Raw genomic sequence first — 25,864 nt, 5'->3', positions numbered from 1 at the left:
TCAGAAAGAAGGGGAAATAGTGAGTGAAAAAACGCAATTAAAAACAAAAACCCACGATTCAATCGTGGGTTTTGTTCATCTAAACAGGTTTAGATTATTTTGCAGCTTTTTCAGCTTCGATTGAAGCAATCGCTTCATCTACACCTTCAATTGATTCAGCAGCTTTTTTGATACGTGCAAGCGCATCTACAAGTACTTCGTCTGCAGTTGCATAAGAAATACGCATGAAACCGCCTAAACCGAACGCATCACCAGGAACAACGGCAACACCAGTTTCTTCCAATAACCAAGCAGAGAATTCTGTGCAAGATTTTAAGCCTTTCGCACGAATCAATGGTTTGATGTTTGCATACGCATAGAATGCGCCATCTGCAGGTAAGCAAGAAATACCTTTGATGTCATTCAAACCATTTACAACTAAGTCGTGACGGCGTTTGAATGCTTCAACCATTGGCTCAAGTACGTCTTGTGGGCCGTTCAATGCAGCTTCTGCAGCAACTTGCGAAATAGAAGTTGGGTTAGAAGTCGATTGAGATTGAATTTTCTTCATCGCACCAATTAGTTTAGCAGGGCCCGCTGCATAGCCAATACGCCAGCCAGTCATTGCATAAGCTTTAGACACACCGTTTAATACGATTGTGCGGTCATAAAGGTCTGGTGCAACTGTTGCGATGTTATAGAACTCATCATCCCAACGGATTGGTTCATACATATCGTCAGATGCAATGAATACTTCAGGGTATTTACGTAGTACAGCAGCCAAAGCTTCTAATTCAGCTTTGGTGTAGATCATACCTGTAGGGTTAGATGGGCTGTTTAACACCACTAAACGTGTTTTGTCAGTGATCGCAGCTTCTAATTGTTCAGGCGTGATTTTGAAACGTTGTTCTTCACCACATTCCACAATGACTGGCACGCCTTCAGCAATAATCACCATATCTGGATAGCTTACCCAGAACGGTGCAGGGATAATCACTTCATCACCCTTGTTTAACAAAGCCAACGCCAAGTTAAAGAATGATTGCTTACCACCACAAGACACCAAAATTTGGTTCGCTTGGTAGTCAAGATTATTGTCACGTTTTAATTTTGCGATAATGGCTTTTTTAAGACCAGGCGTACCGTCAACAGCAGTATATTTTGTAAAACCGTTATTAATTGCTGCAATAGCTGCATCTTTGATGTGTTGTGGTGTATCGAAATCCGGTTCACCTGCACCCAAACCAATAACGTTATGACCCGCAGCTTTAAGTTCAGCGGCTTTATTGGTTACTGCAAGTGTTGGGGACGGTTTGATGGCATTGACACGATCAGAGAGACGTACGTCCACGGCATATTCCTTCTTATAGGGATAAAAAAATAAAAAGCATATTATCTTAGCCTAAATTCGATGTCTGCGTCGTTTAAAATTGCATCAAATTAATAAAAAATCACCAAATTAGACCAATTTCCTATGAAATCGTGATTAAAACTGCTGTGAGGTGGAAGTTTCTCGCATCGGGCGGCAAAAAACTTTAAAATAGTCCAAATTTTATAAGAGTGATGGTCATGAGTAAGCAGCAGCCTACTTCAAAAAAACCATTGGTGAATCTCCCATTCCCAATGCCAAACACAGCGCAGGATAATGATCAGGCGGTACATAATTCAGTGCGTCCTAAACCTGAGCAATATGCCGATAAGACTTGGCCACCGCCACGTGGTACTCGTCGTTCGATGGGTAAGCGCTAAAAAAATGCCACAATTACGTGGCATTTTTTATTGATGGGGATTTAAAAGTATTGAAATTAACGAACATGCTTACGCGCTTTGTTGGCAGGTTTTGGCGGCGAGATTTCACGTACGCCATGCCATACATCGCTAAAATCTTGCTCGTTGATATTATACAATTCCAATAAAGCCAAAATCGCTGCACCAAATAGCATTGGGCCTTCTGAATTATTTTGGAACTCGAATACCTTACCATTTAAGTTGTGCAAAATATCCTGAATTTCAAAGACCCGATCACGCCCATTGCTGTCAGTTGGGTACATTTGTGTATTCAATATGATTTTAGCCAAGGCTTTTTCATTATCGCTCAATGCCAAGACTTCAATTAATTCATCGGTGGCAGGGGTAAAAATCACAGAATCACGGTAAATGGTGTGTAGTAATTTTTGCGTTAGTTTAGGCAATGCTTTTTCGACAAAAGGACGAAACGACGCAGGAAAAATCACATTATGGGCAATGCCTTTAAACATAGGGGCAATTTCTTCAACCGTATAACCTGCAATACCACAACCAATTGAAGTTAAAAAATACTTCATTTTAGGATGGTTTTTGGCATAGATTTTAAAGTCATCCACATAGTGCTGAATTTGCGATAGTGGCATTTGTTGTAAATGTTCATTCATGGTTGGAATGGCAAAACTTTGTCCTGCCCAACCGCGCCCGACGCCTTCAACGGCACCAAAAAATTCTTTGGCTGTTCGTGCTGCACCACCTGCATGTTGTCCTGCCATGTTACTGCCAAATACGAAAACAGTATCTTCAGGGAGGCTTTTGATAATTGATTCGTCGTGATATTGGTAAGTCATGAATGTGTGCTTTTATGGTTGTCGTCCTGAAATTTCATGTTGCCTTTGAATAGCCAGTGGGTCAAGTCTTAAAGCAGTTTCCCCGTGCTCAATTTAGTCGTAGCACATCTTCGTTCTAACAGCGTCCAATACAGAATTAAAACCGAGCAATGGCTTTGTAGCTACGCAACATCGCCACAACATATTCGGATGTCCTGAGTGTAGGCAAATCTGCTAAAATATTAGGTCGCATCAAACCTGAGAGCTGCATTTGTGAGTGATAAGCAACCTTTCGATTTAGTCACCAACTATCAACCTGCGGGTGACCAACCACAAGCCATTGAAAAATTGGTTCAAGGGATAGAACAGGGCTATCATGATCAGCTATTACTTGGGGTTACAGGCTCAGGTAAGACTTATACCATGGCCAATGTGATTGCCAGAACACAGCGTCCGACCATTGTCATGGCACATAACAAAACGCTGGCAGCGCAGTTGTATGGTGAGTTTAAAGCGTTCTTTCCGAACAACGCAGTCGAATATTTTGTCAGTTATTATGACTATTATCAGCCTGAAGCCTATGTACCATCTTCCGATACTTTTATTGAAAAAGATGCGGCTATTAATGATCATATTGACCAAATGCGACTCTCGGCCACACGTGCTTTGCTAGAGCGTCGTGATGCCATTATTGTCGCATCGGTATCTGCAATTTACGGTTTGGGTGACCCCAATGCTTATATGAGCATGTTGCTGCATGTGGTGCAAGGTGATCGGGTGAATCGTGATGATTTGATCCGTCGTTTGGTGGAAATGCAATATAGCCGTAATGAGCTAGAGTTTTTGCGCGGTACTTACCGTATTCGTGGTGAAATTTTAGATATTTTCCCTGCTGAATCTGATCAGCATGCTATTCGCATAGAATTATTTGATGATGAAGTCGATTCGATTCGTTGGTTTGATCCATTAACAGGCAAATTGGTGCGTAAAGTGCCGCGCGTGACTATTTATCCTAAAAGTCACTATGTTACGCCTAAGGATAATTTGGAACGTGCGATTGGTACCATTAAAGAAGAACTAAAAGAGCGTTTGGTGTTTTTTCGCGAACATGACAAATTGCTAGAAGCGCAGCGCATAGAACAACGTACCCGCTATGATTTAGAAATGATGCAGCAATTGGGCTATACCAACGGCATCGAAAACTATTCACGACATTTGTCTGGACGACCTGCAGGCGAAGCACCGCCCACTTTGTTTGATTATGTACCTGATGATGCCTTGCTGATTATTGATGAATCGCACGTGACCGTTCCGCAAATTGGCGCGATGTATAAAGGTGACCGATCACGTAAAGAAAACTTGGTGAATTATGGTTTCCGTTTACCTAGTGCGTTAGACAACCGTCCAATGAAATTTGAAGAATGGGAGCGCATCGTCCCATCCACAATTTATGTGAGCGCTACACCTGCACAATATGAGTTGGAAAAATCGCAACAAATTGTAGAGCAAGTGGTGCGTCCAACAGGATTGATTGACCCAGAAATTGAAATTCGTCCTGTGTTAACGCAGGTGGATGATGTGCTGTCTGAAATCAATTTGCGTAAAGAATTGAATGAGCGGGTGTTGGTCACCACTTTAACCAAACGCATGGCTGAAGATTTGACCTCGTATTTAAAAGAATACGGCATTCAAGTGGCTTATTTACACTCTGATATTGATACCGTAGAACGCGTCAAAATTATTCACGAATTACGTACAGGCGTGCATGATGTCTTGGTTGGCATTAACCTGTTACGAGAAGGTTTAGACATGCCTGAAGTGTCTTTAGTGGCAATTTTAGATGCCGACAAAGAAGGCTTTTTACGTTCAGAACGTTCGTTGATTCAAACCATTGGACGTGCAGCACGTAACTTGAAAGGTAAAGCAATTTTATATGCAGATCGCATTACCGATTCAATGCAAAAGGCGATAGATGAAACAGAGCGTCGTCGTGCCAAACAAATTGAATTTAATGAATTGCACGGCATTACTCCACGTAGTGCAGTGCGTCAGGTGATTAAAGAAATCGACACAGGTGAAGTGCTGAACGATGAGCAAATTGATGAAAAAATCAATGCACAAAGCCGTGCTTTAAGTGACGATGAACAGCACATTTTGGCTGATCCTAAACTGTATGCCAAACATATTGCCAAACTTGAAAAAGAGATGTTGAAAGCATCTAAAGAACTGCAATTTGAACAAGCGGCTCGTTTACGTGATGAAATTTTGCGTTTAAAAGCGCAAATGTTGCAATCTGGCTAAATTGGGGCGAACTGCACTGTCAGTGTAAGTGCGAGTTTGCATACTAAACTTGCTATGTAAAATTTGAGTTGCAAAAATTACATATCCATACAGTAAATTGAAATGCTTGCGGTTATTTTTGAAGAAGATAAACAAAATTGACTGAACATTAGAGTTTAGAGGTTGGGACAATGGCTAAAAAACTTCCGTTTGCAGGTGCGCGACTTGCCAAAATTGCCCTTGGTGGTGTGGTGCTGATTGGTTTGGGTGCTGCGACTATGGCATATTCCAAAACCAATGAACCGATGAAAACGGTAGAAAAAGTCGAATTAGATAAATATTTAGGCGTTTGGTATGAGGTTGCAAGAAAGCCTTTATATTTCCAAAACAAATGCGGTTCAAATGTAACAGCAGCATATACATTGAATGAAAATGGCAATGTGCAGGTGGATAACCGTTGTATTGCAAAAGATGGCAAACAAATGCGTGCTTTGGGCGAAGCTTTTGTACAAAATGCGCCTTTTAACAGCAAACTCAAAGTTAGCTTTTTACCTGAAGTCATTCGTTGGTTGCCTGTAGGGCGTGGTGATTATTGGGTGTTAAAGCTAGATGATGACTATCAAACTGCCTTGGTGGGTGAACCACGCCGTAAATATTTATGGGTACTTTCACGTACGCCGCATCCTGATCAGGCTGTCGTGACTGAATATCTGAACTATGCCAAATCACTCGGTTATGACTTAAGTGATGTGATTTATACCAGACATACGCAAACTAAAAAGTCAGACTAAGTTGCAGCAGCTCCAGAGCTACTTATAGATATAAGCAGACAAACGTATGCAGACCAATTGACCACGCAAAAGCTGCGTGGTTTTTTATATCCTGTCATTTTAAATTTTGAACATTCGATCAATCTCTAAAACAACGTATATATGAGTATAATGCCGACTGATATAGGGGAGAGTCGGATGTATAAAGGCATTGCACTATCGGTTTTAGCATCGGTCACTTTTGGGGTGCTGTATTTTTATACCCAATTACTCAAACCTTTAGACAGCGAAGAAACTTTTGCGTGGCGTATGTTGGCAACTTTGCCATTCCTAACTTTGTTTATGTGGTGGTCGGGAGATTTAAAACATATTTCCGCGATTTTTCAGCGGCTCAAACAACAACCACAATTCATACTTTGGCTGATTTTTAGTTCTTTTTTATGCACTACGCAATTGTGGTTATTTTTGTGGGGGCCGATTAACGGGCGTGGTTTGCAGGTTTCTTTGGGTTATTTCTTATTGCCTTTGATCATGGTTTTGCTTGGCTGTGTGCTATATAAAGAAAAGTTATCGACTTGGCAGATGGCAGCAGTTGCCTTAGCCGTGCTAGGTGTCAGTCATGAAATCTGGCGCATTGGCACGGTGGCGTGGGAAACCTTATATGTGGCATTTGCCTATCCTTTATATTTCTTTTTACGTCGGGTCTTTCAAACCGATCACTTGGGCGGGTTTTGGTGGGATTTACTGCTAGTTATTCCTGTCGCGGTATATTTAGGCTTTTATTATAGTGACAGTGTAAATGTCATCGCAGCTTTTCCATATTTAATTTGGTCGGTACTTGGATTGGGCTTTTTAAGTGCATTGGGACTTGGCAGTTATATTTTGGCCAGCCGCCATTTGCCTTTTGTGATTTTTGGTTTACTGAGTTATTTAGAACCTGTGCTGTTGGCTTTTGTGTCTATGTTGTTAGGTGAACGAGTTGAAGCAGGGGAATGGCTGACTTATATCCCAATTTGGTTGGCAGTTGCATTATTGGTGGTTGAAGGGTGTTTGCATTTAAGAAAACAAAAAATGAATCAGCAAGATTTACAGCAGAAGATTCAACAGTCATCTGGACAATAAAAGCCGTCGCTGTGGTGAGATATTCAAATTTCCAAGAGGATAATCGAGTTTGGCATCATCCTCTTTTTCTTCTAAAAAATTGAACTTTTGTTGAAAAAACTAAAATCACAAAAATAATTACAACTATTTTATGAATTTATAGTGAATATATAGGAAAATAGTCGGGTCAGTACCAGCTTTTGATTCAATCTTGACGACAATTCCATTACAATTATCGGGTTTTGAAATTCATGCCTAGATATACAATTAATTAGAGGACGTATCTGTGAGCAAAGAGACTATCATCGCCCTACACGCAGAGCACCAAGGTCGCTGGAAAAACCGTGAAGAAATCGCGGAACGTATGATTGCTTTACTCGGTCAGTTGTACCGTGAAAAAAATATCATGGTTTCAGTTTTTGGTCGTTCTTTAGTTAACCGTTCTGTGATTCAAATTTTGAAAGCACACCGTCGTACTCGTATGATGGACGTAGAACTTTCAGTTGTTCACACTTTCCCATTGCTTGAAGCTTTGGCAAAAGTAGACAACATCGGTTCAGCAGAAATCGACTTAGGTAAACTTGCTGTTGAATATAAAGAAAAAGGCGGCGATGTAAATGCATTTGTTGCAGACGCTGTGAAATCTTTAGCGGGCAATCCAACAACTGTAGAAAGCAAAGATGTTGTACTTTACGGTTTTGGTCGTATTGGTCGTATCCTTGCGCGTTTAATCATTGGTCAATCTGGTCTTGGCCGTGGCTTAAACCTTAAAGCAATTGTGGTACGTAAATCATCTGATGGTGATTTAGAAAAACGTGCGTCTTTATTGCGTCGCGACTCTATTCATGGTCCATTTGCAGGCACTATTTCTGTAGATGAAGAAAATGAAGCAATTATCGCAAATGGTAACTTCATTAAAGTGATCTATGCATCTAACCCATCTGAAGTAGACTATACGGCTTATGGCATCAACAATGCATTAGTGATTGACAACACGGGTAAATGGCGTGATGCAGAAGGTCTTGCACAACACCTTCAATGCCCAGGCGCTGCACGCGTAATTTTAACTGCACCTGGTAAAGGTGACATGAAAAACGTGGTTTACGGTGTTAACCAAGCTGACATTCTTGATGAAGATACCATCATTTCTGCGGCAAGCTGTACAACAAACGCGATTACACCAACTTTAAAAGTGTTGCATGACAAGTACACCGTTGTGAATGGTCACGTTGAAACTGTTCACTCATTCACTAACGACCAAAACTTGATTGATAACTATCACAAGGCAGATCGTCGTGGTCGTGCAGCAACATTAAACATGGTTATTACCGAAACAGGTGCAGCAAAAGCAGTGGCGAAAGCATTGCCTGCATTACAAGGTAAATTAACAGGTAACTCTGTACGTGTTCCAACGCCAAACGTATCACTTGCAATCTTGAACTTAACGCTTGAGAAAGAAGTAGATCGCGAAGAAGTGAACGAATACATTCGTCAAATTTCAATTCACTCTAATCTTCAAGGTCAAATTGGTTATACCAACTCGACTGAAGTGGTTTCAAGTGACTTCATTGGTTCGCGTACTGCAGGTGTATTTGATGCGCAAGCAACCATTACTTCAGGCAACCGTTTAACTGCTTACGTTTGGTATGACAACGAAGTGGGTTATAGCTGCCAAGTATTGCGTATTGCTGAACAAATGGGCGGCGTAAGCTATCCTAAAGTTCCTGCTGAAACAAATGCATAATTTGTAGATACAGAATTTAAAATCAAAAAGAGCTTCAAATGAAGCTCTTTTTTTTGCATTTATTTCATTCTTAAATATAAGGATGAGTGTTGAAATTTCCACCTAATACGCTATCCTAAACTTACCAAAATAAAGTCTATGCTAAAAAGTAAGTAGATTTGATTTTGCTTTCAAGCTTTCAAAGCCTGAACAATAGAAATAACAGAAGGATACCGTTATGCAATATGCAACCAGTCACTTACTCGGGCAAGTCCTTGCTAAAGATTGTCCATCACGGATTCGTTTAGAACATTTAGCCAATAAATGGTCAATGTTGGTGTTGCATTGTTTAAGCGAAGGTTTGCACCGCTTTAGTGAGCTAAGACAGCGCATTGAAGGGGTGAGTGAAAAAATGCTGGCGCAAACCCTGAAAACTCTTGAGCAAGATGGGTTAATTTTACGTACAGTTTACCCAACGGTGCCGCCTAAAGTGGAATATCAACTCACTTTTGAAGGCTCACAAATTGCAGCAAGAGTGAATCAACTGATTGAGTATTTAGAACAGCATTTGCCTGAAACTTCACAGCAATCTTCTCACTAATGGATTACTCATCTTTTAGGGAAGTTGCTGTAGATGTTCCTACTCCAAAGCACATTCTGGATGATTAAATAGTGCGTCGATGTGAAAAATCATAACGATCAATCAGCAAAATCCCGATGGCAAATACCAAAATACTGACAACACAACCCATCCAGCCCCGGTGTTGCCATGCGTAGACCGCCGTCAGTGAACCAAGTGCTGCACCTGAAAAATAAATAGTCATATATACCGCATTAATGCGGGAACGTGCGGTGGCATCAATTCGGTACACCAAGTTTTGATTCAATACGTGAAAAGCAGTTAGACCAAAATAACTCATCAATACGCCAACGGCATAAGCCACAATATTCTGCTGTGCAAAAAAGAGTGGAATGCAAGAAAACAACATCAAGCCAATACATAATATTGCGACAAAATTCTCACGACCTTTGCCGACCGTTTTACCCGACCAACTTGACGAGAAAATTCCAATCACACCCAATAAACCAAAAAGCCCAATTTGAAAATCACTAAAATAATAAGGCGGATTGGCTAAAACAAAAGTCATGGAAGTAAAAACCAAGGACAAAATGGCAAAGCCCAAAGCGCCCGCGCACGCTCTACGAATTAAATGTGGTTGGGTTATAGCCAACTGAATTAAAGAACGATAAATGCCTGCCACAGTCAAATTTTTATTGGCAGCTGTAGAGGGAAGTTTTGTCCACATTAAGCCTGCAAAAAGTAGGGTGATGATGCCGCTGCTGAAATAGACAGCTTCCCAAGACCAATAGGTCGATACAAAACCCGCGAAAGTGCGCGATAAAATAATCCCCATTACCAAGCCACTCATCAATTTGCCGACAATGGCAGCACTCGATTCAGGTGGACTGATGCTAGATGCAAATGGAATAAGCACTTGTGCAGAAATCGCACCAAAAGTGGCACATACGGTAAAGAAATACAGCATGGCTAAATTGCTGCTAAAAGACAGCAAAATTTGCGAAAACGCAGCAAAAACCATCAGACTGACAATCAATTTACGCTTATTTAGCAAGTCACCTAAAGGCACGAGTAACATTAAACCTAGTCCATAGCCTATTTGTGCCAAAACCACAGCAAAGCCTGCCTGACTGGTGCTAATTCCTAAACTTTTTTCAATTGAATAAATTAAAGGCTGATTAAAATATGCCGATCCCGCACACAAGCCACAGGCGGTTGCTATGAGTAAAATAAATTTAGGCGATAAAGCAGGCGTGGTTGTGGTGGCAACAGCATTAGACATGGCGACAGAAAGCAAACAAGGGTTAAAGCACTATAAGAACTTAGATGAGGAAGGAGAAATAAGAAAAAACGATCATATCATTGCTAAAAGAAATGAGTGTTTTGAACAATCAAGGATAAAAAGCATCTACGCATACGATTGCATAAATATAATTCGAGAAATTCTCTAAAATATGGCAGAATATACGGCTTTTAAAGTTTTAGAGGATTGGCAAGATGCGCTTTGTTGATGAAGCAGTCATTACCGTAGAGGCTGGCGACGGTGGCAATGGCGTAGCCAGTTTTCGCCGAGAGAAATTTGTACCATTTGGTGGGCCAGATGGCGGTGATGGTGGTCGTGGCGGCAGTATTTTTATTCAAGCCGACGACAACGCAAGCACCCTTGTAGATTATCGTTATACCCGTAAATTTCGCGCTGAACGTGGTAAAAACGGTTCGGGCGCAAACTGTGCAGGTCGTGGTGGTGAATCTGTCGTTTTGACCGTTCCAGTGGGCACAACCATTGTTGATACAGACTCTGGCGATATTATTGCAGATTTAGTCGAAAGCGGTCAGAAAGTATTGGTCGCTCAAGGCGGTGATGGTGGTTTAGGGAATACTCACTTTAAATCATCTACCAACCGTACACCGCGTAAATTCACGCATGGTACGAAAGGTGAGTTTCGTGAAATCCGTCTGGAGTTGAAAGTCCTTGCCGATGTAGGCTTGCTAGGCATGCCAAACGCGGGTAAATCGACCTTTATTCGTGCCGTGTCTGCGGCAAAACCAAAAGTTGCTGACTATCCATTTACCACCATGGTGCCAAATTTAGGCGTGGTGGATGCAGATCGTCATCGTTCTTTTGTCATGGCAGATATTCCAGGACTAATTGAAGGTGCAGCAGAAGGCGCAGGTTTGGGGATTCGCTTCCTGAAACACTTGGCGCGTACTCGTATTTTACTGCACATTGTGGATGTTCAACCTATTGATGGTTCTGATCCTGCGTACAATGCCAAAGCAATTCTGCAAGAGTTGGAAAAATTCTCTCCAACTTTGGCAAAGTTACCAATCGTGTTGGTGTTGAATAAACTTGATCAACTTCCTGAAGATTCACGTGAAGAATGGTGTAAACACATTCTTGAAGAATTGCAGTGGGATGGTCCTGTGTTCAAAACTTCAGGCTTAATGTCTGAAGGTACACAGCAAGTGGTGTATTACTTGATGGATCAAATTGAGCAACAACGTGAACGCGAAGTTGAAGATCCTGAGTACGCAGCAGAAATGAAAGCATTCCGTGATCAGCTGGAAGCTGAAACACGTGAACAAACCATTGCCGCGAAAGAAGCGTATCGTGAGATGCGCCGTCAGCAACGTCTTGCAGGTATGTTGGGCGATGACGACGAAGACGATGATGGTGAAGATGGCGAAGTAGAAGTGTACTACGTACGCTAAGCGCTACAAAAAGTGACTGAGGACAAGATGATAGAAGTGGTAGATGGGCAACGTCAGCTCAAGGGTTGTAAACGAATCGTTGTTAAAATCGGATCATCTTTACTCACAGCCAATGGGCAAGGTTTAGATTTGGATGCAATCTCGCATTGGGCGGGACAAATTGCAGATCTACACAATGCTGGACACGAAATTATTTTAGTGTCATCGGGAGCTGTGGCTGAAGGTATGGTGCGAATGAAACTTGAGCATCGACCCACCGATCTACCCAGTCTTCAGGCATGCGCTGCCATTGGTCAAATGGGCTTGATTCAAACTTGGTCAAGTGTGCTGGAAAAACACCAGATTCAAACTGCACAAGTCCTATTAACCCATGATGATTTGGCAGATCGTCGTCGTTATTTAAACTCGTGCGATGCATTGCAAAACCTGATTGAATGGCGCGTGATACCAGTCATTAATGAAAATGACACAGTGTCTACTGACGAAATTCGCTTTGGTGATAACGACACTTTGGCTGCGATGGTGGCAGGGCAGGTACATGCAGATTTGTTGATTATTTTGACCGATCAGCAAGGCATGTTTGACTCCGACCCACGTTCTAATCCAAACGCAAAACTGTTCCATACTGTACGTGCTTTGGATGAAAGTCTGTTTGATATGGCGGGTGGTGGCGGCAAGTTTGGGCGCGGTGGCATGCTGACCAAAGTCCGTGCAGCGCGTTTGGCGGCTAAATCGGGTTGTCCAACTTTAATTGCCAGTGGTGAAAGTGACAATGTGCTTGCGCGTTTAATGGCGGGCGAAATGTTGGGTACACTGTTCATTACTGACAATGACCGTATTGCAGCGCATCAACAGTGGTTGGCGGCACATTTACAAACGGCAGGACGTTTGGTGATTGATGATGGCGCAGTCAAAGCCATTAAAGAAAATCATCGCAGTTTATTGCCTGTGGGTGTAAAAGCGGTAGAAGGGCATTTTGAACGTGGCGATGTGGTGGAGTGTGTAGATACACAAGGTCATCGTGTCGCTGTGGGACGTGTTAATTTTAGTTCACGTTCTGCAGATTTGGTCAAAGGCTTGGCTTCTGACAAAGTGCATCAGGTGTTAGGCGAGGCACGTTCGTTGGAGATGATCCATCGCAATCACATAGCGATTTATTGATGATGCTGTAAGTTATCATTCAATTGAAGTTATTAAAAAACCCGCTTGGAATATCTAAGCGGGTTTTTTATTACTTAAACAACGCAGGTCATGCTTCAAGTTTATTTAAACTGAATCGTTCCATTTGCATTGACTGTAATTTTAGATTCACCTGCTGCCATATCTTGATCAGCTACAGCCGTTTCTGCGACAGCAAATTTAGCCATACTCGCGCGCATAACAGGTTGCGGAAAAAAAGAATTGGTGTTTAGGTTCAAATTAACCAAGTTATAGCCCGATTTATTCCAAGCCTGACTTAACATTTGCGCACGTTGTTGAAAGTTTTTAGACGCTTCGACCATCAACTCGTTTTCAACTTTTTTGCGTTGTGCATCCGACACGCTAAAATTAATTGATTGGGTCTGAAAGTTTTGTTGTAGCTCACTCACCAACTGGCTTGCGGCTTTAAAATCGGTGCTTTGCACACGTACTTCTGCACGACCACGCCATTCTTTTAACTTACGACTGTCATTGTCGTAAATTGGATAGGTGGTTTGTGAGCCCGTTTCAACTTTCACTTGTGGATACTTACGTGCAGTTGCAATGGCTTGGCTCATTAACTGGTTAATTTGTGATGCAAGTTCAGCAGGCTGTTTGTGACTTTTTTCAATATATAACACAGCGTGCATTTGATCATTTGAAACTTCGCGTGTAGCTTCGGCTTGAACATTGACGATATTGTAATTTAAAGATTCATTTTGTTGGGCAAAAGCAGTGCTTGCAGCACCAACAGCCAACAGGGTAGCAGCGAGAGAAAGTAAGCGCATATTTTGACCTATTATTCAGGGGATCAGGATTTATGAAAAGCGTTTGAATTGATTTAAATAGTAACTTTGCTTTGTGAGGATTTTTAGTTGAATTTGTGGTGGCTTTGTAAAATATGCGTTAAAAATTGCAGCAAAAAAGCATTTATAAAATTCAATAAAAATAATGATCTATACTATTTTGAAAATAAATGCTGCATGACTTGAGAGATTGTGCAAAAAAACGTATAAAGGAAGTGGAAAGAGTTAAATTTTCTTTCCTTTGTCACAATGTAAGATGATAATTCAATCGAATCATCTGCAAGATATGTTTTTTCGATGAAATTAGGCAATATTTGGGTTAAACCTGTTTATTTTCTAGAAAAATTAGGTATTATCCCGCTTCCTAGTCTTGAAGAACAAAACTCTATCTCGCTAGATCAAAAAAGCACCGAGTCAAAGGACCGCAAGTCACCAGACTTATTTCTTTCAACCCATATCAGAGATGGTAATTCGATATGAGCGTTACTTCTGTAAACCCTGCCAACCATTCCACAAACGAATACTACTTGACTCGCCAAAGTCAGATGGAATCGAATGTGCGTAGTTATCCTCGTAAATTACCGTTAGCGATAGCGAAAGCACTGGGTTGTTGGGTTACCGATGTTGAAGGTACTGAGTACCTAGATTGTTTGGCTGGGGCAGGAACCTTGGCATTGGGCCATAACCATCCTGCGGTGGTTCAAAGCATCCAAGACACTTTAGCGAGTGGTTTGCCATTACATACCTTAGATTTAACGACACCTTTGAAAGATGCTTTTACTGAAGCGTTACTTTCACACATGCCTGGTGGTCAAGAAGAATACTGCTTGCAGTTCTGTGGTCCTACAGGTGCAGATGGCACAGAAGCGGCAATCAAACTTGCAAAAACCTATACAGGTCGTAGCTCAGTCATCAGCTTCTCAGGTGGCTATCATGGTATGACTCATGGTTCATTGGCGATGACAGGTAACTTGTCTGCAAAAAACGCAGTCAATGGTTTAATGCCTGGTGTTCAATTTATGCCATATCCGCATGAATACCGCTGCCCACTTGGTATTGGCGGTGAAGCGGGTGTAGATGCTTTAACGTATTATTTTGAAAACTTCATTGAAGATGTAGAAAGCGGTGTAACTAAGCCTGCAGCTGTGATTCTTGAAGCAATTCAAGGTGAAGGCGGTGTAGTAACTGCACCAATTAAATGGTTGAAAAAAATCCGCGAAGTGACTGAAAAGCACAACATCGTTTTAATTTTAGACGAAGTTCAAGCGGGCTTTGCACGTTCAGGCAAAATGTTTGCATTTGAACATGCAGGTATTGAGCCAGACGTGATTGTAATGTCTAAAGCTGTTGGTGGTGGTTTGCCATTGGCTGTACTTGCAATTAAACGTAAGTTTGACGCATGGCAGCCTGCAGGTCACACGGGTACTTTCCGTGGTAACCAATTGGCAATGGGTACTGGTCTTGTGGTGCTTAAAACCATTAAAGAACAAAACCTTGCACAAAATGCGCAAGAGCGTGGTGAGTTCTTACAAGCTGAATTGAAAAAATTAGCTGTTGAATTCCCATGTATTGGTAACGTGCGTGGTCGCGGTTTAATGATTGGTATCGAAATTGTAGATGAACGCCAAGAAAAAGACCGTTTAGGTGCTTATCCAGCAGACTCTCAATTGGCTGCTGCTGTTCAAGCTGCATGTTTTGACAACAAATTGTTGCTTGAGAAAGGTGGTCGTGGTGGTACGGTAATCCGTTTACTTTGTCCACTCATCATTACTCAAGAAGAGTGTGTAGAAGTCATCGCTCGCTTCAAGAAAGCAGTTGCTGAAGCGTTAGCCGCAGTTCGAGGCGCATAAGTTTATGGTAGATTTTGCAGAACATCGTAAAGCGTTACTCTGCAATGATGCTCAATCCATTGCTGACTACAGTGCAGCAATGGAACAAGCGACTCAAGCAGTCGCGGCATGGTTGCAAAATGACAAAATGTACACAGGCGGCAGCATTAAAGAATTGCGTGAAGCGATTTCTTTCCAGCCTGCAAAACAAGGTTTGGGTGTACAAAAGTCATTGGAACGCATGGTTGAGCTTTTCTTAAACAAAAGTTTAAAAGTTCATCATCCACATTCTTTGGCACATTTGCATTGTCCAACTATGGTGGCAAGCCAAATTGCAGAAGTTCTCATTAACGCAACCAACCAATCTATGGACTCTTGGGATCAAAGCCCTGCAGGTTCATTGATGGAAGTACAACTAATTGACTGGTTACGTCAAAAAGTTGGCTATGGTGCAGGTCAAGCGGGCGTGTTCACTTCAGGTGGTACGCAGTCTAACTTGATGGGTGTGTTATTGGCGCGTGATGCGTGTATTGCAAAGAACTGGAAAGATGAAAACGGTAATCCGTGGTCTGTTCAGCGCGATGGTATTCCAAGCGATGCAATGCGTAATGTGAAAGTCATTTGTTCTGAAAATGCACACTTCTCTGTGCAAAAGAACATGGCGATGATGGGTATGGGCTTCCAATCGGTTGTTACTGTACCTGTTAATGAAAATGCACAAATGGACGTGGTTGCACTTGAGCAAACCATGGCGCATTTAAAAGCTGAAGGTAAGATTGTTGCATGTGTGGTTGCAACTGCGGGTACAACCGATGCGGGCGCGATTGATCCACTTACAAAGATTCGTGACATCACCAATCAATATGGCGCGTGGATGCACATTGACGCAGCTTGGGGTGGTGCATTAATTCTTTCTAACAGTCATCGTGACATGCTTGATGGTATTGAGTTGTCTGATTCTGTGACACTGGATTTCCATAAGCATTATTTCCAAACTATTTCGTGCGGTGCGTTCTTACTGAAAGATGAAGCGAACTATCGTTTCATGCACTATGAAGCAGAATATTTGAACTCTGCTTATGATGAAGAACATGGCGTACCAAACTTGGTGTCTAAGTCATTGCAAACAACGCGTCGTTTTGATGCGTTGAAACTTTGGATGACGATTGAAGCATTAGGTGAAGAGCTTTACGGTTCTATGATTGATCATGGTGTGAAGCTAACCCGTGACGTTGCTGATTATATTAAAGCGACTGCAGGTTTAGAATTGTTGGTTGAACCACAATTTGCTTCAGTGTTGTTCCGTGTTGTGCCTGAAGGTTATCCTGCAGAGTTCTTGGATAGCTTGAACCAAAACGTGGCAGATGAATTATTTGCACGTGGTGAGGCCAATATTGGTGTAACTAAAGTCGGTAATGTTCAATCATTGAAGATGACGACTTTAAGTCCAGTGGCAACACTTGAAAACGTGAAAAACTTGTTAGGCCTAGTATTGGCAGAAGCAGATCGCATTAAAGATGCGATTGTCGCGGGTACTTATACGCCACCAATCGACTAATGCTTTCATTATTCAGATTGTTATGAAATACAACAAAAGAAGTCACTACGGTGGCTTTTTTTGTGTCTGATTAAAAATATTGCAGTGAAGTGTTGTACCGTTCTTGCTTGAATTTTGTGATGGATTGGGTGTTTTGGGCTCAAATAATGCACTGCGGATGTCATAAAAATTACGCAATTGGCGAATAAACCATCAATTTTGGTAGAAAAAACCATAAATAATGATGACATTGGCATGAATTATTACAATTTGAAATTTAAATACTGAAAAAAAATAAGCACTCTAGTGTTTTATTAGTTATTGATTTTAAATCATTTAAAAATTATTTCAGATACGAAAAGCAAATATAACCAAAGCGTAACAAAGCTGTAACATGGTTGTCATATTATAAAACCACAATGCAGTTATCGAAATAAGTACAAAACTTAATAACAAGTGACGTACTCCGAACTTGCATACTATGAGAGAGAACAGAATGCGCTTTACTAACATCGCCATTGCTTTAGCCGTATCTGCAGCAGCTGTAACAACTGCTAACGCAGCTCGTGACACCATCCAAATCGCGGGTTCTTCAACCGTTCTACCATACGCAAGTATTGTAGCAGAAGAATTTGGTAATACTTTCCCACAATTCAAAACTCCAGTTGTTGGTTCAGGCGGTTCTTCAGGTGGTTTGAAGCAGTTCTGTACAGGTGTGGGTGATAACACAATCGACATCGCGAACTCATCTCGTAAAATTAAAGATTCAGAATTAGCTGCTTGTAAAAAAGCAGGCGTAAACCAAGTTTTAGAAATTAAAATTGGTTACGACGGTATCGTATTTGCTTCTAACGCAAACAAAGCGGCTTACAAATTAAAGCCTTACCATGTATATGCAGCAATTGCAGCTCAATTACCATCTAAAGGTAAAATGGTTGCTAACCCATATACACGTTGGAACCAAATTGACAAAACACTTCCAAACGAGCCTATTACACTTGTAATTCCAGCGTCTAACCACGGTACACGTGAAGTGTTCCAAGAGAAAATGGTTGATGCAGGCTGTGAAGCTTATGCTGCAATCAAAGCATTAGACAAAGATGCGCAAAAGAAAGCGTGTACTACTTTCCGTAAGGATGGTCGTGTAATCGAAATCGCGGGTGACTACACAGAAACACTGGCACGTTTGAAAACTTCTCCAAGCGCAGTAGGTGTATTCGGCTTAGGTTTCTATGACCAAAACCGTGACCGTTTACGTGTTGCAACTGTAAACAACGTAGCGCCATCTGAAAACACAATTTTAAATGGTTCTTACCCTGTATCACGTCCATTGTTCTTCTACGTGAAAGGTGAGCACCTTAAATCAATCAAAGGTTTACCGCAATTTACTGAATACTTCTTGAGCAAGAAAGTATCTGGTAAAGGTTCTAAATTAGACAAAGCAGGTTTGATCTCTATGTCTGACAAAGAGCGTGCACAAGTTCTTGCTAACTTCAAAGCTGGTAAAGCGGTTAAGTAATTTGAGTTAAAGCAGCTGATGGCAGGGAACAACCTGCCATCGGCTTTTTGCTAAGAAATGTTTTTTCAAAAACACAAATTGAAAAAACAGTGGAGAATACATGAATCTGCTACTCATAGGTGTGTTATTGGCGATTATCGCCGTAGCCTATCAAATCGGGTTAAGCAAGAGCCGTAACCTAGCAGGTAAGGGAAATAACTCTGCAATGTTACATTCACGCCCAGGATATTATGGCGCGTTGGTAGCATTATGGTGTGGTATTCCTGCTTTTTTAATTTTGATTGTTTGGAACTTGGTTGAACCAAGTATTCTAGAGCAAGTGGTAATTAATAATGTGCCAGCGCACATTGCTGCAAGCCTAGACCCTGCAAGTACAAGTGTTTTGGTTGATCGCGTACAAGCCATTGCATCTGGTTTTGGTGTAAGTGATACACCTGCTGCATACGAAGTTGCAGCGGCAGAGCAATTAGCGAAAATTGAAACCATTGGTTCTTATGCCAAACTTGCGGTGGTGATCTGTGCGGCCTTATTTGGTTTGCTGTGGGCAAAGAAACGTGTTTCACAACAATTCCGCGCACGTAACCAAGTTGAAAAAATCATCAACATTTCTTTGGCATTATGTTCTGGTGTTGCGATTCTAACTACGGTTGGTATTGTGATGTCCATGTTCAGTGAAGCGATGCGATTCTTTAGTTTCGTTAGCCCACTGGATTTCTTCTTTGGTACAGTCTGGAACCCTGGTTTTAGCACCTCGGGTAGTGCAGATGGCAGTTATGGTTTACTTCCATTACTGTGGGGTACATTGATGGTGAGTGGTATTGCTTTATTAGTTGCAGTACCTATTGGTTTAATGATCGCCATTTACCTTGCAGAATATGCATCGCCTAAATTCCGTGCATGGGCAAAGCCGACCATTGAAGTTTTAGCAGGTATTCCGACCATTGTGTACGGTGTATTTGCCATGATGATCATCGGCCCGTTCCTTAAAACTGCGGGTGCAATCATTGGACTAGATATTAATGCCACGAGTGCATTAACCGCTGGTTTAGTGATGGGCATCATGATTATTCCTTTTGTATCTTCATTGTCTGATGACATTATTACGCAAGTGCCGCGTGCGCTGCGTGATGGTTCTTTAGGCTTGGGTGCAACCAAATCTGAAACCATTCGTCGCGTGGTGATGCCAGCTGCATTACCAGGGGTGATTGGTGCATTCTTACTTGCTGCGTCACGTGCAATTGGCGAAACCATGATTGTGGTGTTGGCTGCAGGTAATAGTCCTTTACTACACGCAAACCCATTAGAAGCGGTATCTACGGTTACGATTACGATTGTGAACCAATTAACAGGTGATACAGATTTCGCAAGTCCGCAGGCATTGGTTGCTTTCGCACTTGGTTTGACCCTGTTCGTGATTACCTTAGGTTTGAACATTGTTGCACTATACATCGTGCGTAAATATCGTGAGCAATACGACTAATGAGTACTTCAAATACATCGTCTTTGGATCAGTTAGATCCACAAGCTGCTGCCGAATTACGTGAACAACGTAAAAAAACCATCGCCAGTTCATTGGGTAAGCGTCATCGTAAGGAAAAAACCTTCCGCTTGATGGGTTTCTCGGCAGTTATTGCAGGTTTATTCTTTGTCGTATTGTTATTCGGCAGTATCTTATCTAAAGGTTTGCCTGCGTTCTGGCAAAGCAGCATGAGCCTTCCAATTTACTTCGATCCAGCGATTGTCAATGCAGGTCCAAAACCTAAGGCGATTGCAGGCGAGTCACCAGCACAATACGAAGACCGTATGATTGCGTGGCAAACCGAAATGGGTATGGTCGATTGGGATGCTTTAATTGTGAATGGTATTGTAGCGAAAGACAAAGCGCTAGAAGCTAAGCGTGATGATCTTGGTTACTTATATACCAGTTCTGAAGCATACCGTCTTCGTGACATGGTCTTGGCAGATCCTTCTTTAATTGGCCAAACCAAAGAAGTGAAAGTGCTTGCAGATGCCAACGTCGATGTATGGCTAGAAGGCAAGATTGACCGCAGCTTACCAGATGAGCAGCAACAATTAAGCCCTGAAGTACGTCAATTGGCAGATCAGCTCGAATCACAAGGTATTATTGAAAGTACTTTCAATACCAATATTTTTGTTAGCCCAGACTCACGTAGTTCTCCAGCGACTTCTGGTTTGGCAGGTGCATTCATGGGTTCATTATTCATGATGCTGATTGTGATCTTTATTTCGATTCCAATTGGTGTTGCATCAGCAATTTACTTAGAAGAATTTGCGCCAAAAAATGCGATTACTGATATTATTGAAGTGAACATCAATAACTTGGCCGCTGTACCTTCTATTGTATTTGGTTTGTTGGGTGCTGCGATCTTTATTGGTTGGATGCATTTACCATTGTCTGCACCATTGGTCGGTGGTTTGGTACTGAGTTTAATGACTTTACCAACCGTGATTATTACCACGCGTGCATCATTAAAAGCAGTGCCACCGTCTATTCGTCAAGCTGCTTTAGGTTTGGGTGCTTCTCGTTTACAAACTGTGTTCCACCACGTACTCCCACTTGCATTGCCGGGTATTTTAACGGGTGCAATTATTGGTGTCGCACAAGCTTTAGGTGAAACCGCACCATTGTTATTAATTGGTATGAGTGCTTTCGTTGCCAGTGTACCAGCAACTCCACTTGATCAATCTACTGCGTTACCTGTGCAAATTTTCTTATGGCAGGGTAATGAATTGCGTAACTTCTTCGAGGGACGTACCGCTGCAGCCATTATCGTACTACTTGCGCTAATGATTGGCTTAAACAGCCTTGCAATTTGGTTACGTAAGAAGTTTGAAGTACGCTGGTAATTGAGGGCAGAGAATATGAATGCTGTAGCAAGCACAGAAAAACAGAATTCCTTAGAACAGGATAAGCAAGTGAATCCACAACAAAGCCAATTTACATCTACCGATGTAGAACAGAAGCAATCATCGACTTCGTTTGTTTCACAATTTGATACGCAAACTTCAAGCAAAAAAGAAGCGAAATCTTCAAATGTAAAGTTAAGCACCAATGACGTGCATGTGTATTATGGTGAGTCTGAAGCCATCAAAGGTATTGATTTAAATATCTATGAAAATGAAGTGATTGCATTTATTGGTCCATCGGGTTGTGGTAAATCGACTTTCTTGCGTACTTTAAACCGTATGAACGACACGATTGATAGCTGTCGTGTGACGGGTAAAGTAATGTTGGATAACCAAGATATTTACGATCCGAACTTAGACGTGGTGTTATTGCGTGCACAAGTGGGCATGGTGTTCCAGAAACCAAACCCATTCCCAAAATCAATTTTTGAAAACGTAGCCTATGGCCCTAAACTGCATGGTTTAGCACGTGATAAGTACGATTTAGAAGAAATTGTAGAAAACAGCTTGCGTAAAGCAGGTTTGTGGGATGAAGTGAAAGATCGTTTGAATCAACCAGGCACAGGTCTTTCTGGTGGTCAGCAACAACGTCTTTGTATTGCGCGTACCATTGCGGTAAGTCCAGAAGTAATTTTGATGGATGAACCATGTTCGGCACTTGACCCAATTGCAACGGCAAAAGTAGAAGAGCTAATTTCTGAACTTTCTACTCAATATACGATTGCGATTGTAACGCACTCAATGCAACAGGCAGCGCGTGTATCTGACCGTACCGCATACTTCCATTTAGGTGATTTGATTGAAGTGAATGCAACTGAAAAAGTATTTACTCAGCCAGACCATCAATTAACAGAAGCATATATTACAGGTCGTTTTGGTTAATCTGCTTAAGTCCTGAAAGCTATTAAAACAGAATCTTAGGATTCTGTTTTTTTGTTATAGTATTGATTGTTTTGTACGCGCAGCGAAAATAAAAAATGCAGTTTCCTTCACAAGAAGAACGACAACAGGCAAAACCAGCACGCCAAGCCACGAAAAAAATAATCGATGCCTTGTTTGGATTTCAACATAGTGCAGAGACGATAGCAGCACTTTTGGTTTTGCTGAGTATTTTATTGGCAACGTTTTTTAACCATGATGGGTGGTTTCCAATTTCTCAAAGCCCCAATATGAGCAATTATCATCGTTGGTTGTATGATCAATTTGTGATAGTTTCAGGTGTGATAGTGCTTGTTGTTTATTTTAGGGTACAGCAGCAAGCAAGTGATCCCCATTTTCGGCAGGCTTGGCGAGACTATATTGATGCCAATGCTAAATTTAAGTTTTATCGCTATGTAAAAGCACAACAAAAAAATAAGTTACCGTTCTTGCACAGTGCAGTAGGTGAATTTCTTTGCGTAATGTGTTTCTGCGTAGGTTTAGTGTGTTTCTATTCAATGCTTACACCTTCAGATCATGAGCGTAGAGGTAGTTTTCTACTGTTTGGTTGGTGGCCGATCAACGCACTTATTATTGGGATTTGCTATCAGGGGCAAATTTGGTTTGCTGTACGTTTAATGGCTGTTCGGCAGATTTCTAAACGATATTTACGATTGATTCAAAAAGAAGCTGCTTTAAGATAGAAAAAGTATTGAAAAAGTCGAAATTGACCTAATGTAGTCCTAATAAACCGAATTAAATTGAGAACTCATTTTTATGTTATTTCATTTACCTAAACTACCTGCCGAAATTCGGATTAGTCATTTGAATGCGCGAATTAATGAACAACGAAAAAAAATTGCGCAAACCACGGCATCTAAACTCGAGCTATTACAACTTTCACAACAAATGGCACGTGAAGCGCGCGCCCGTAAAAAGAACAATCAAAAAATTTATGTGTTGGATTTTAAAGGTGATACTGCTGCGTCTGCTGTAGAGCAATTGCGTGAAGAAATCACCCTAATTTTGGCAACGGCCAAAGCTGGACGTGACCGTGTTGTGGTACGTTTGGAAAGTCCAGGCGGTATGGTGCATGGTTATGGGCTTGCAGCTGCACAATTGGTACGTTTGCGTGATGCAGGTTTCCATCTCACGATTTGCGTCGATAAAGTCGCAGCAAGTGGTGGCTATATGATGGCATGTATTGGTTCAGAAATTGTGTCAGCGCCATTTGCGATTTTGGGTTCTATTGGCGTAGTGGCACAAGTGCCTAACTTTAATCGCTTGCTCAAAGAAAAAAATATAGATTTTGAGATGTACACAGCAGGTCAATACAAACGCACTGTGACCATGTTTGGTGAAAATACCGAAGAAGGCAAGGCTAAGTTTGAAGAAGAATTGCAACAAACTCATGTACTATTTAAACACTTTGTCGAAAAATACCGTCCACAACTGAATGTTGAAAAAGTGGCAACAGGTGAGCATTGGTATGGTCAGGATGCACTGGATTTAAACTTGGTAGATAAGTTACAAACCTCAGATGAATACTTACTAAGTTTGTTGCCACAGCATGATATTTATGTGATTCAAACCCGTAAAAAGCCAACTTTGGGTGAAAAACTGGGTTTGCAAGCTGCACAAATGGCAGACAGTTTGATTCCTGCAGTGATGAATAAACTGGTTGATAGCCTCAGCAAAGCCAACAGCAGTTTGTTGCAAATCCGTGATCCTAAACTGTAATAGTGATGATCTAACTTCTAAAATTTATCTAAAAATTGCGCTCAATTGAGCGCAATTTTTTTATTCACTTTTATTCAAAAATATAGGGTCTTTGATTTAAGCATCTTAATTTTCATTTCAGCTTGATGTTATATCTTTGTGATAAGAACAAAACCACCTTGATAGATTGAATATGCAAACAAATAGTGTGCCCGCGAAGCAATCAACATCTACAGATTTAATGATTCGCTTTTTGCATGTGGTGATGCTGCTAAGTTTTACAGGGGCTTACTTAACAGGTGATGCGGAAGAATGGCATCAGTTACATATGGCTTTTGGCTATACGTTGGGGATTAGTTTAGCTTTACGAATCGTATGGCAGGTGTTGAGTATGTTGAACAGCACACAGCCGACAGGAATTTCTAAACGTTTAGGCATGATTCAACAATTTGTAAAACGCGATTGGAAACAGCCACAGCAGTTTTTTTCATTACCGTTTTTAAAGTCAGGCAGTTCCAGTGCGTTTCAATTCAGTATTTTGTTGATTTGGTTGGCATTGCCTTTAACTGTGTTGGTTGGATTTTTCACCGATTATACCCAAAGTCATACTTTAAAAGAGCTACATGAATTTGCAGCAAATTTATTCTTAGCTGCGGTATTGGTGCATTTAGCGAGCTTAACTTTAAGCAGCGTATTGTTTAAAAAATGGCTTGCCAAAACCATGTTTTGGGGGTCGGGTAAACCTGCAGTATTAACGGTGTTGATCTGGATGATTTCAGTCGCAAGTTTAGCTGGCTTCTGGTGGTGGTATTGGCAATAAATTTGGATTTAGTACGAAAGAGGCATCCTGTTAGGGTTTCTTGATCAAGTAGAAGCATCCCATCAGCATTGCTCCTATCGTTGCTAAAAGCATATCCATGTGTGCATCCCAAATATCACCTTGCTGACCATTATAATTTTCAGCATCTTCTGGCGATAAGCCAAGCGCAATGAGCCATTCCACCCATTCATAAATTAAACTGCTTGCCATGATAAATTGAATGACCAAAAGATATAAAACCATAGGTTTGTTTTTTGGAAACCAGACTTCAAACAAGCGCAATAAAACAGGATAGAGCAAAATACCATAAGCCAAATGCACAAAACGGTCATACATATTGCGTGACCAACCCATGCTCTGATCTAAATTGAAGCCAAAGCTGTGCAAAATCCAATCATTATAGGGCACATAAGAATACAGATAATGTGCTCCGACAATATGAATCAGTAAAAATATTAAATACAGCACAAAGCTAGAAAAACTCAGTCCTACTTTTTTAAATGCAATCAATAAAGCCGCGAGCATAAAAACTGTGCCTGCCTGATGCAGTAGATACGATTCAAATTCCAGTGGTTGAATACTGGCAGCAAGCATGGCGAGTATAACCAAGCCTAAAGCACAGTAATGTTGAATGCGGAATTGATTTTGCATGTGATGTTTAAGTTGGAAGATTTGTTTTATTCTAACCCGAATTACGGATAAGAAAAGCCCTTGAAAAAAAGGTAGTTAGAGCCATTTAGAAAGTTACGACACAACCCAAAGGCTCTAACTACCATGTACGATTTTACAGAAATTTTTTGTATTGTTGATGATTTTTTCAAAAAATTTGAACCCATCTATTGGCAATTTCTCAAGCAAGAAAACAAACGTCAACGTATCAGACAAGCAACG

At 41.3% G+C, this 25,864-nt stretch carries 22 protein-coding genes; 17 read left to right on the top strand and 5 right to left on the bottom strand.

What is annotated here, in order from left to right; all coding sequences use genetic code 11:
• Positions 1–94: 94 nt before the first annotated feature.
• Positions 95–1,330 carry a pyridoxal phosphate-dependent aminotransferase gene (locus FTV52_RS04400; protein WP_004971708.1) on the bottom strand — a complete coding sequence of 412 codons (1,236 nt, stop codon included), beginning with the start codon at positions 1,328–1,330 and terminating at the stop codon, positions 95–97.
• Positions 1,331–1,548: 218 nt separating this feature from the next.
• Here FTV52_RS04400 and FTV52_RS04395 point away from each other — a divergent pair, with 218 nt between their 5' ends.
• Positions 1,549–1,728 carry a hypothetical protein gene (locus FTV52_RS04395; RefSeq protein ID WP_004971707.1) on the top strand — a complete coding sequence of 60 codons (180 nt, stop codon included), beginning with the start codon at positions 1,549–1,551 and terminating at the stop codon, positions 1,726–1,728.
• Positions 1,729–1,784: 56 nt separating this feature from the next.
• Here FTV52_RS04395 and FTV52_RS04390 read toward each other — a convergent pair whose 3' ends face one another.
• Positions 1,785–2,573, bottom strand: coding sequence for a hypothetical protein (locus tag FTV52_RS04390; protein WP_004971705.1), 789 nt, complete (start codon positions 2,571–2,573; stop codon positions 1,785–1,787).
• Between the two features lie 252 nt (positions 2,574–2,825).
• On the opposite strand from FTV52_RS04390, the gene uvrB reads away from it, so the two are divergent.
• The 5 genes from uvrB (at position 2,826) to FTV52_RS04365 (ending at position 9,027) form a co-directional block, all read left to right on the top strand.
• Positions 2,826–4,853: an excinuclease ABC subunit UvrB gene (gene uvrB, locus FTV52_RS04385; RefSeq protein WP_104851763.1), complete on the top strand. Its 2,028-nt coding sequence runs from the start codon at positions 2,826–2,828 to the stop codon at positions 4,851–4,853.
• Positions 4,854–5,023: 170 nt separating this feature from the next.
• Entirely contained in the window at positions 5,024–5,623 is a 600-nt protein-coding gene (locus tag FTV52_RS04380; RefSeq protein WP_004971700.1) for a lipocalin family protein, read from the top strand.
• Positions 5,624–5,800: 177 nt separating this feature from the next.
• Positions 5,801–6,724: an EamA family transporter RarD gene (gene rarD / locus FTV52_RS04375; protein WP_154320882.1), complete on the top strand. Its 924-nt coding sequence runs from the start codon at positions 5,801–5,803 to the stop codon at positions 6,722–6,724.
• Between the two features lie 265 nt (positions 6,725–6,989).
• On the top strand, positions 6,990–8,447 hold the full coding sequence (locus FTV52_RS04370; RefSeq protein WP_004971695.1) for a glyceraldehyde-3-phosphate dehydrogenase: 1,458 nt from the start codon (positions 6,990–6,992) through the stop codon (positions 8,445–8,447).
• 217 nt (positions 8,448–8,664) lie between these two features.
• Entirely contained in the window at positions 8,665–9,027 is a 363-nt protein-coding gene (locus FTV52_RS04365; protein WP_004971692.1) for a helix-turn-helix domain-containing protein, read from the top strand.
• Between the two features lie 64 nt (positions 9,028–9,091).
• Here the strand turns inward: FTV52_RS04365 and FTV52_RS04360 are convergent, their stop codons facing one another.
• A complete protein-coding gene (locus FTV52_RS04360; RefSeq protein WP_167845911.1) occupies positions 9,092–10,288 on the bottom strand; it encodes an MFS transporter in 1,197 nt (398 codons plus the stop codon).
• Positions 10,289–10,503: 215 nt separating this feature from the next.
• On the opposite strand from FTV52_RS04360, the gene cgtA reads away from it, so the two are divergent.
• Together cgtA and proB are read left to right on the top strand one after the other, a co-directional pair.
• Positions 10,504–11,718: an Obg family GTPase CgtA gene (gene cgtA, locus FTV52_RS04355; protein WP_004971687.1), complete on the top strand. Its 1,215-nt coding sequence runs from the start codon at positions 10,504–10,506 to the stop codon at positions 11,716–11,718.
• Between the two features lie 27 nt (positions 11,719–11,745).
• Positions 11,746–12,879 (top strand): glutamate 5-kinase, encoded by a 1,134-nt coding sequence (gene proB / locus FTV52_RS04350; protein WP_004971685.1) that lies wholly within the window; start codon positions 11,746–11,748, stop codon positions 12,877–12,879.
• Between the two features lie 101 nt (positions 12,880–12,980).
• Here the strand turns inward: proB and FTV52_RS04345 are convergent, their stop codons facing one another.
• Positions 12,981–13,685: an SIMPL domain-containing protein gene (locus FTV52_RS04345; protein ID WP_179990062.1), complete on the bottom strand. Its 705-nt coding sequence runs from the start codon at positions 13,683–13,685 to the stop codon at positions 12,981–12,983.
• A 494-nt stretch (positions 13,686–14,179) separates the two neighbouring features.
• On the opposite strand from FTV52_RS04345, the gene FTV52_RS04340 reads away from it, so the two are divergent.
• The 9 genes from FTV52_RS04340 to FTV52_RS04300 all read left to right on the top strand — a co-directional run bounded on the left by FTV52_RS04340 (position 14,180) and on the right by FTV52_RS04300 (position 24,973).
• Positions 14,180–15,553 (top strand): diaminobutyrate--2-oxoglutarate transaminase, encoded by a 1,374-nt coding sequence (locus FTV52_RS04340; RefSeq protein ID WP_179990060.1) that lies wholly within the window; start codon positions 14,180–14,182, stop codon positions 15,551–15,553.
• Positions 15,554–15,557: 4 nt separating this feature from the next.
• Entirely contained in the window at positions 15,558–17,090 is a 1,533-nt protein-coding gene (locus tag FTV52_RS04335; protein WP_179990058.1) for an aspartate aminotransferase family protein, read from the top strand.
• A gap of 475 nt (positions 17,091–17,565) precedes the next feature.
• Entirely contained in the window at positions 17,566–18,588 is a 1,023-nt protein-coding gene (locus tag FTV52_RS04330; protein WP_096901088.1) for a substrate-binding domain-containing protein, read from the top strand.
• Between the two features lie 100 nt (positions 18,589–18,688).
• A complete protein-coding gene (pstC, locus tag FTV52_RS04325; RefSeq protein ID WP_004971674.1) occupies positions 18,689–20,068 on the top strand; it encodes a phosphate ABC transporter permease subunit PstC in 1,380 nt (459 codons plus the stop codon).
• The gene (pstA, locus tag FTV52_RS04320) at positions 20,068–21,456 is read left to right on the top strand and encodes a phosphate ABC transporter permease PstA (protein WP_167845916.1); all 1,389 of its coding nucleotides are present in this window, start codon (positions 20,068–20,070) and stop codon (positions 21,454–21,456) included. The genes pstC and pstA overlap by 1 nt, the downstream gene beginning before the upstream one ends.
• Before the next feature lie 15 nt (positions 21,457–21,471).
• Complete coding sequence (gene pstB, locus FTV52_RS04315; protein WP_004971671.1) at positions 21,472–22,398, top strand: phosphate ABC transporter ATP-binding protein PstB; 927 nt, start codon at positions 21,472–21,474, stop codon at positions 22,396–22,398.
• A gap of 95 nt (positions 22,399–22,493) precedes the next feature.
• A complete protein-coding gene (locus tag FTV52_RS04310; RefSeq protein WP_179990056.1) occupies positions 22,494–23,138 on the top strand; it encodes a hypothetical protein in 645 nt (214 codons plus the stop codon).
• A gap of 73 nt (positions 23,139–23,211) precedes the next feature.
• Positions 23,212–24,174, top strand: a complete 963-nt coding sequence (gene sohB / locus FTV52_RS04305) for a protease SohB (protein WP_004971667.1) — start codon at positions 23,212–23,214, stop codon at positions 24,172–24,174.
• 172 nt (positions 24,175–24,346) lie between these two features.
• Entirely contained in the window at positions 24,347–24,973 is a 627-nt protein-coding gene (locus FTV52_RS04300) for a cytochrome b/b6 domain-containing protein (RefSeq protein ID WP_004971665.1), read from the top strand.
• Between the two features lie 30 nt (positions 24,974–25,003).
• Here FTV52_RS04300 and FTV52_RS04295 read toward each other — a convergent pair whose 3' ends face one another.
• Positions 25,004–25,624 (bottom strand): DUF2238 domain-containing protein, encoded by a 621-nt coding sequence (locus FTV52_RS04295; protein ID WP_179990054.1) that lies wholly within the window; start codon positions 25,622–25,624, stop codon positions 25,004–25,006.
• Positions 25,625–25,864 lie beyond the last annotated feature (240 nt).

Origin of the sequence: Acinetobacter sp. YH1901141 (assembly GCF_013416935.1) — a bacterium.
GTDB lineage: Bacteria > Pseudomonadota > Gammaproteobacteria > Pseudomonadales > Moraxellaceae > Acinetobacter > Acinetobacter towneri.
Note: the sequence above shows the minus strand (reverse complement) of the source record. Positions and strands in the feature narration are given on the sequence as shown.

Coding starts and splice junctions, on each gene's coding strand:
- FTV52_RS04395 (WP_004971707.1), top strand. CDS start 1,549: ATGAGTAAGCAGCAGCCTACTTCAAAAAAACCATTGGTGAATCTCCCA.
- FTV52_RS04390 (WP_004971705.1), bottom strand. CDS start 2,573: ATGACTTACCAATATCACGACGAATCAATTATCAAAAGCCTCCCTGAA.
- FTV52_RS04380 (WP_004971700.1), top strand. CDS start 5,024: ATGGCTAAAAAACTTCCGTTTGCAGGTGCGCGACTTGCCAAAATTGCC.
- rarD (WP_154320882.1), top strand. CDS start 5,801: ATGTATAAAGGCATTGCACTATCGGTTTTAGCATCGGTCACTTTTGGG.
- FTV52_RS04365 (WP_004971692.1), top strand. CDS start 8,665: ATGCAATATGCAACCAGTCACTTACTCGGGCAAGTCCTTGCTAAAGAT.
- FTV52_RS04360 (WP_167845911.1), bottom strand. CDS start 10,288: ATGTCTAATGCTGTTGCCACCACAACCACGCCTGCTTTATCGCCTAAA.
- cgtA (WP_004971687.1), top strand. CDS start 10,504: ATGCGCTTTGTTGATGAAGCAGTCATTACCGTAGAGGCTGGCGACGGT.
- proB (WP_004971685.1), top strand. CDS start 11,746: ATGATAGAAGTGGTAGATGGGCAACGTCAGCTCAAGGGTTGTAAACGA.
- FTV52_RS04345 (WP_179990062.1), bottom strand. CDS start 13,685: ATGCGCTTACTTTCTCTCGCTGCTACCCTGTTGGCTGTTGGTGCTGCA.
- FTV52_RS04340 (WP_179990060.1), top strand. CDS start 14,180: ATGAGCGTTACTTCTGTAAACCCTGCCAACCATTCCACAAACGAATAC.
- FTV52_RS04335 (WP_179990058.1), top strand. CDS start 15,558: ATGGTAGATTTTGCAGAACATCGTAAAGCGTTACTCTGCAATGATGCT.
- FTV52_RS04330 (WP_096901088.1), top strand. CDS start 17,566: ATGCGCTTTACTAACATCGCCATTGCTTTAGCCGTATCTGCAGCAGCT.
- pstC (WP_004971674.1), top strand. CDS start 18,689: ATGAATCTGCTACTCATAGGTGTGTTATTGGCGATTATCGCCGTAGCC.
- pstA (WP_167845916.1), top strand. CDS start 20,068: ATGAGTACTTCAAATACATCGTCTTTGGATCAGTTAGATCCACAAGCT.
- pstB (WP_004971671.1), top strand. CDS start 21,472: ATGAATGCTGTAGCAAGCACAGAAAAACAGAATTCCTTAGAACAGGAT.
- FTV52_RS04310 (WP_179990056.1), top strand. CDS start 22,494: ATGCAGTTTCCTTCACAAGAAGAACGACAACAGGCAAAACCAGCACGC.
- sohB (WP_004971667.1), top strand. CDS start 23,212: ATGTTATTTCATTTACCTAAACTACCTGCCGAAATTCGGATTAGTCAT.
- FTV52_RS04300 (WP_004971665.1), top strand. CDS start 24,347: ATGCAAACAAATAGTGTGCCCGCGAAGCAATCAACATCTACAGATTTA.
- FTV52_RS04295 (WP_179990054.1), bottom strand. CDS start 25,624: ATGCAAAATCAATTCCGCATTCAACATTACTGTGCTTTAGGCTTGGTT.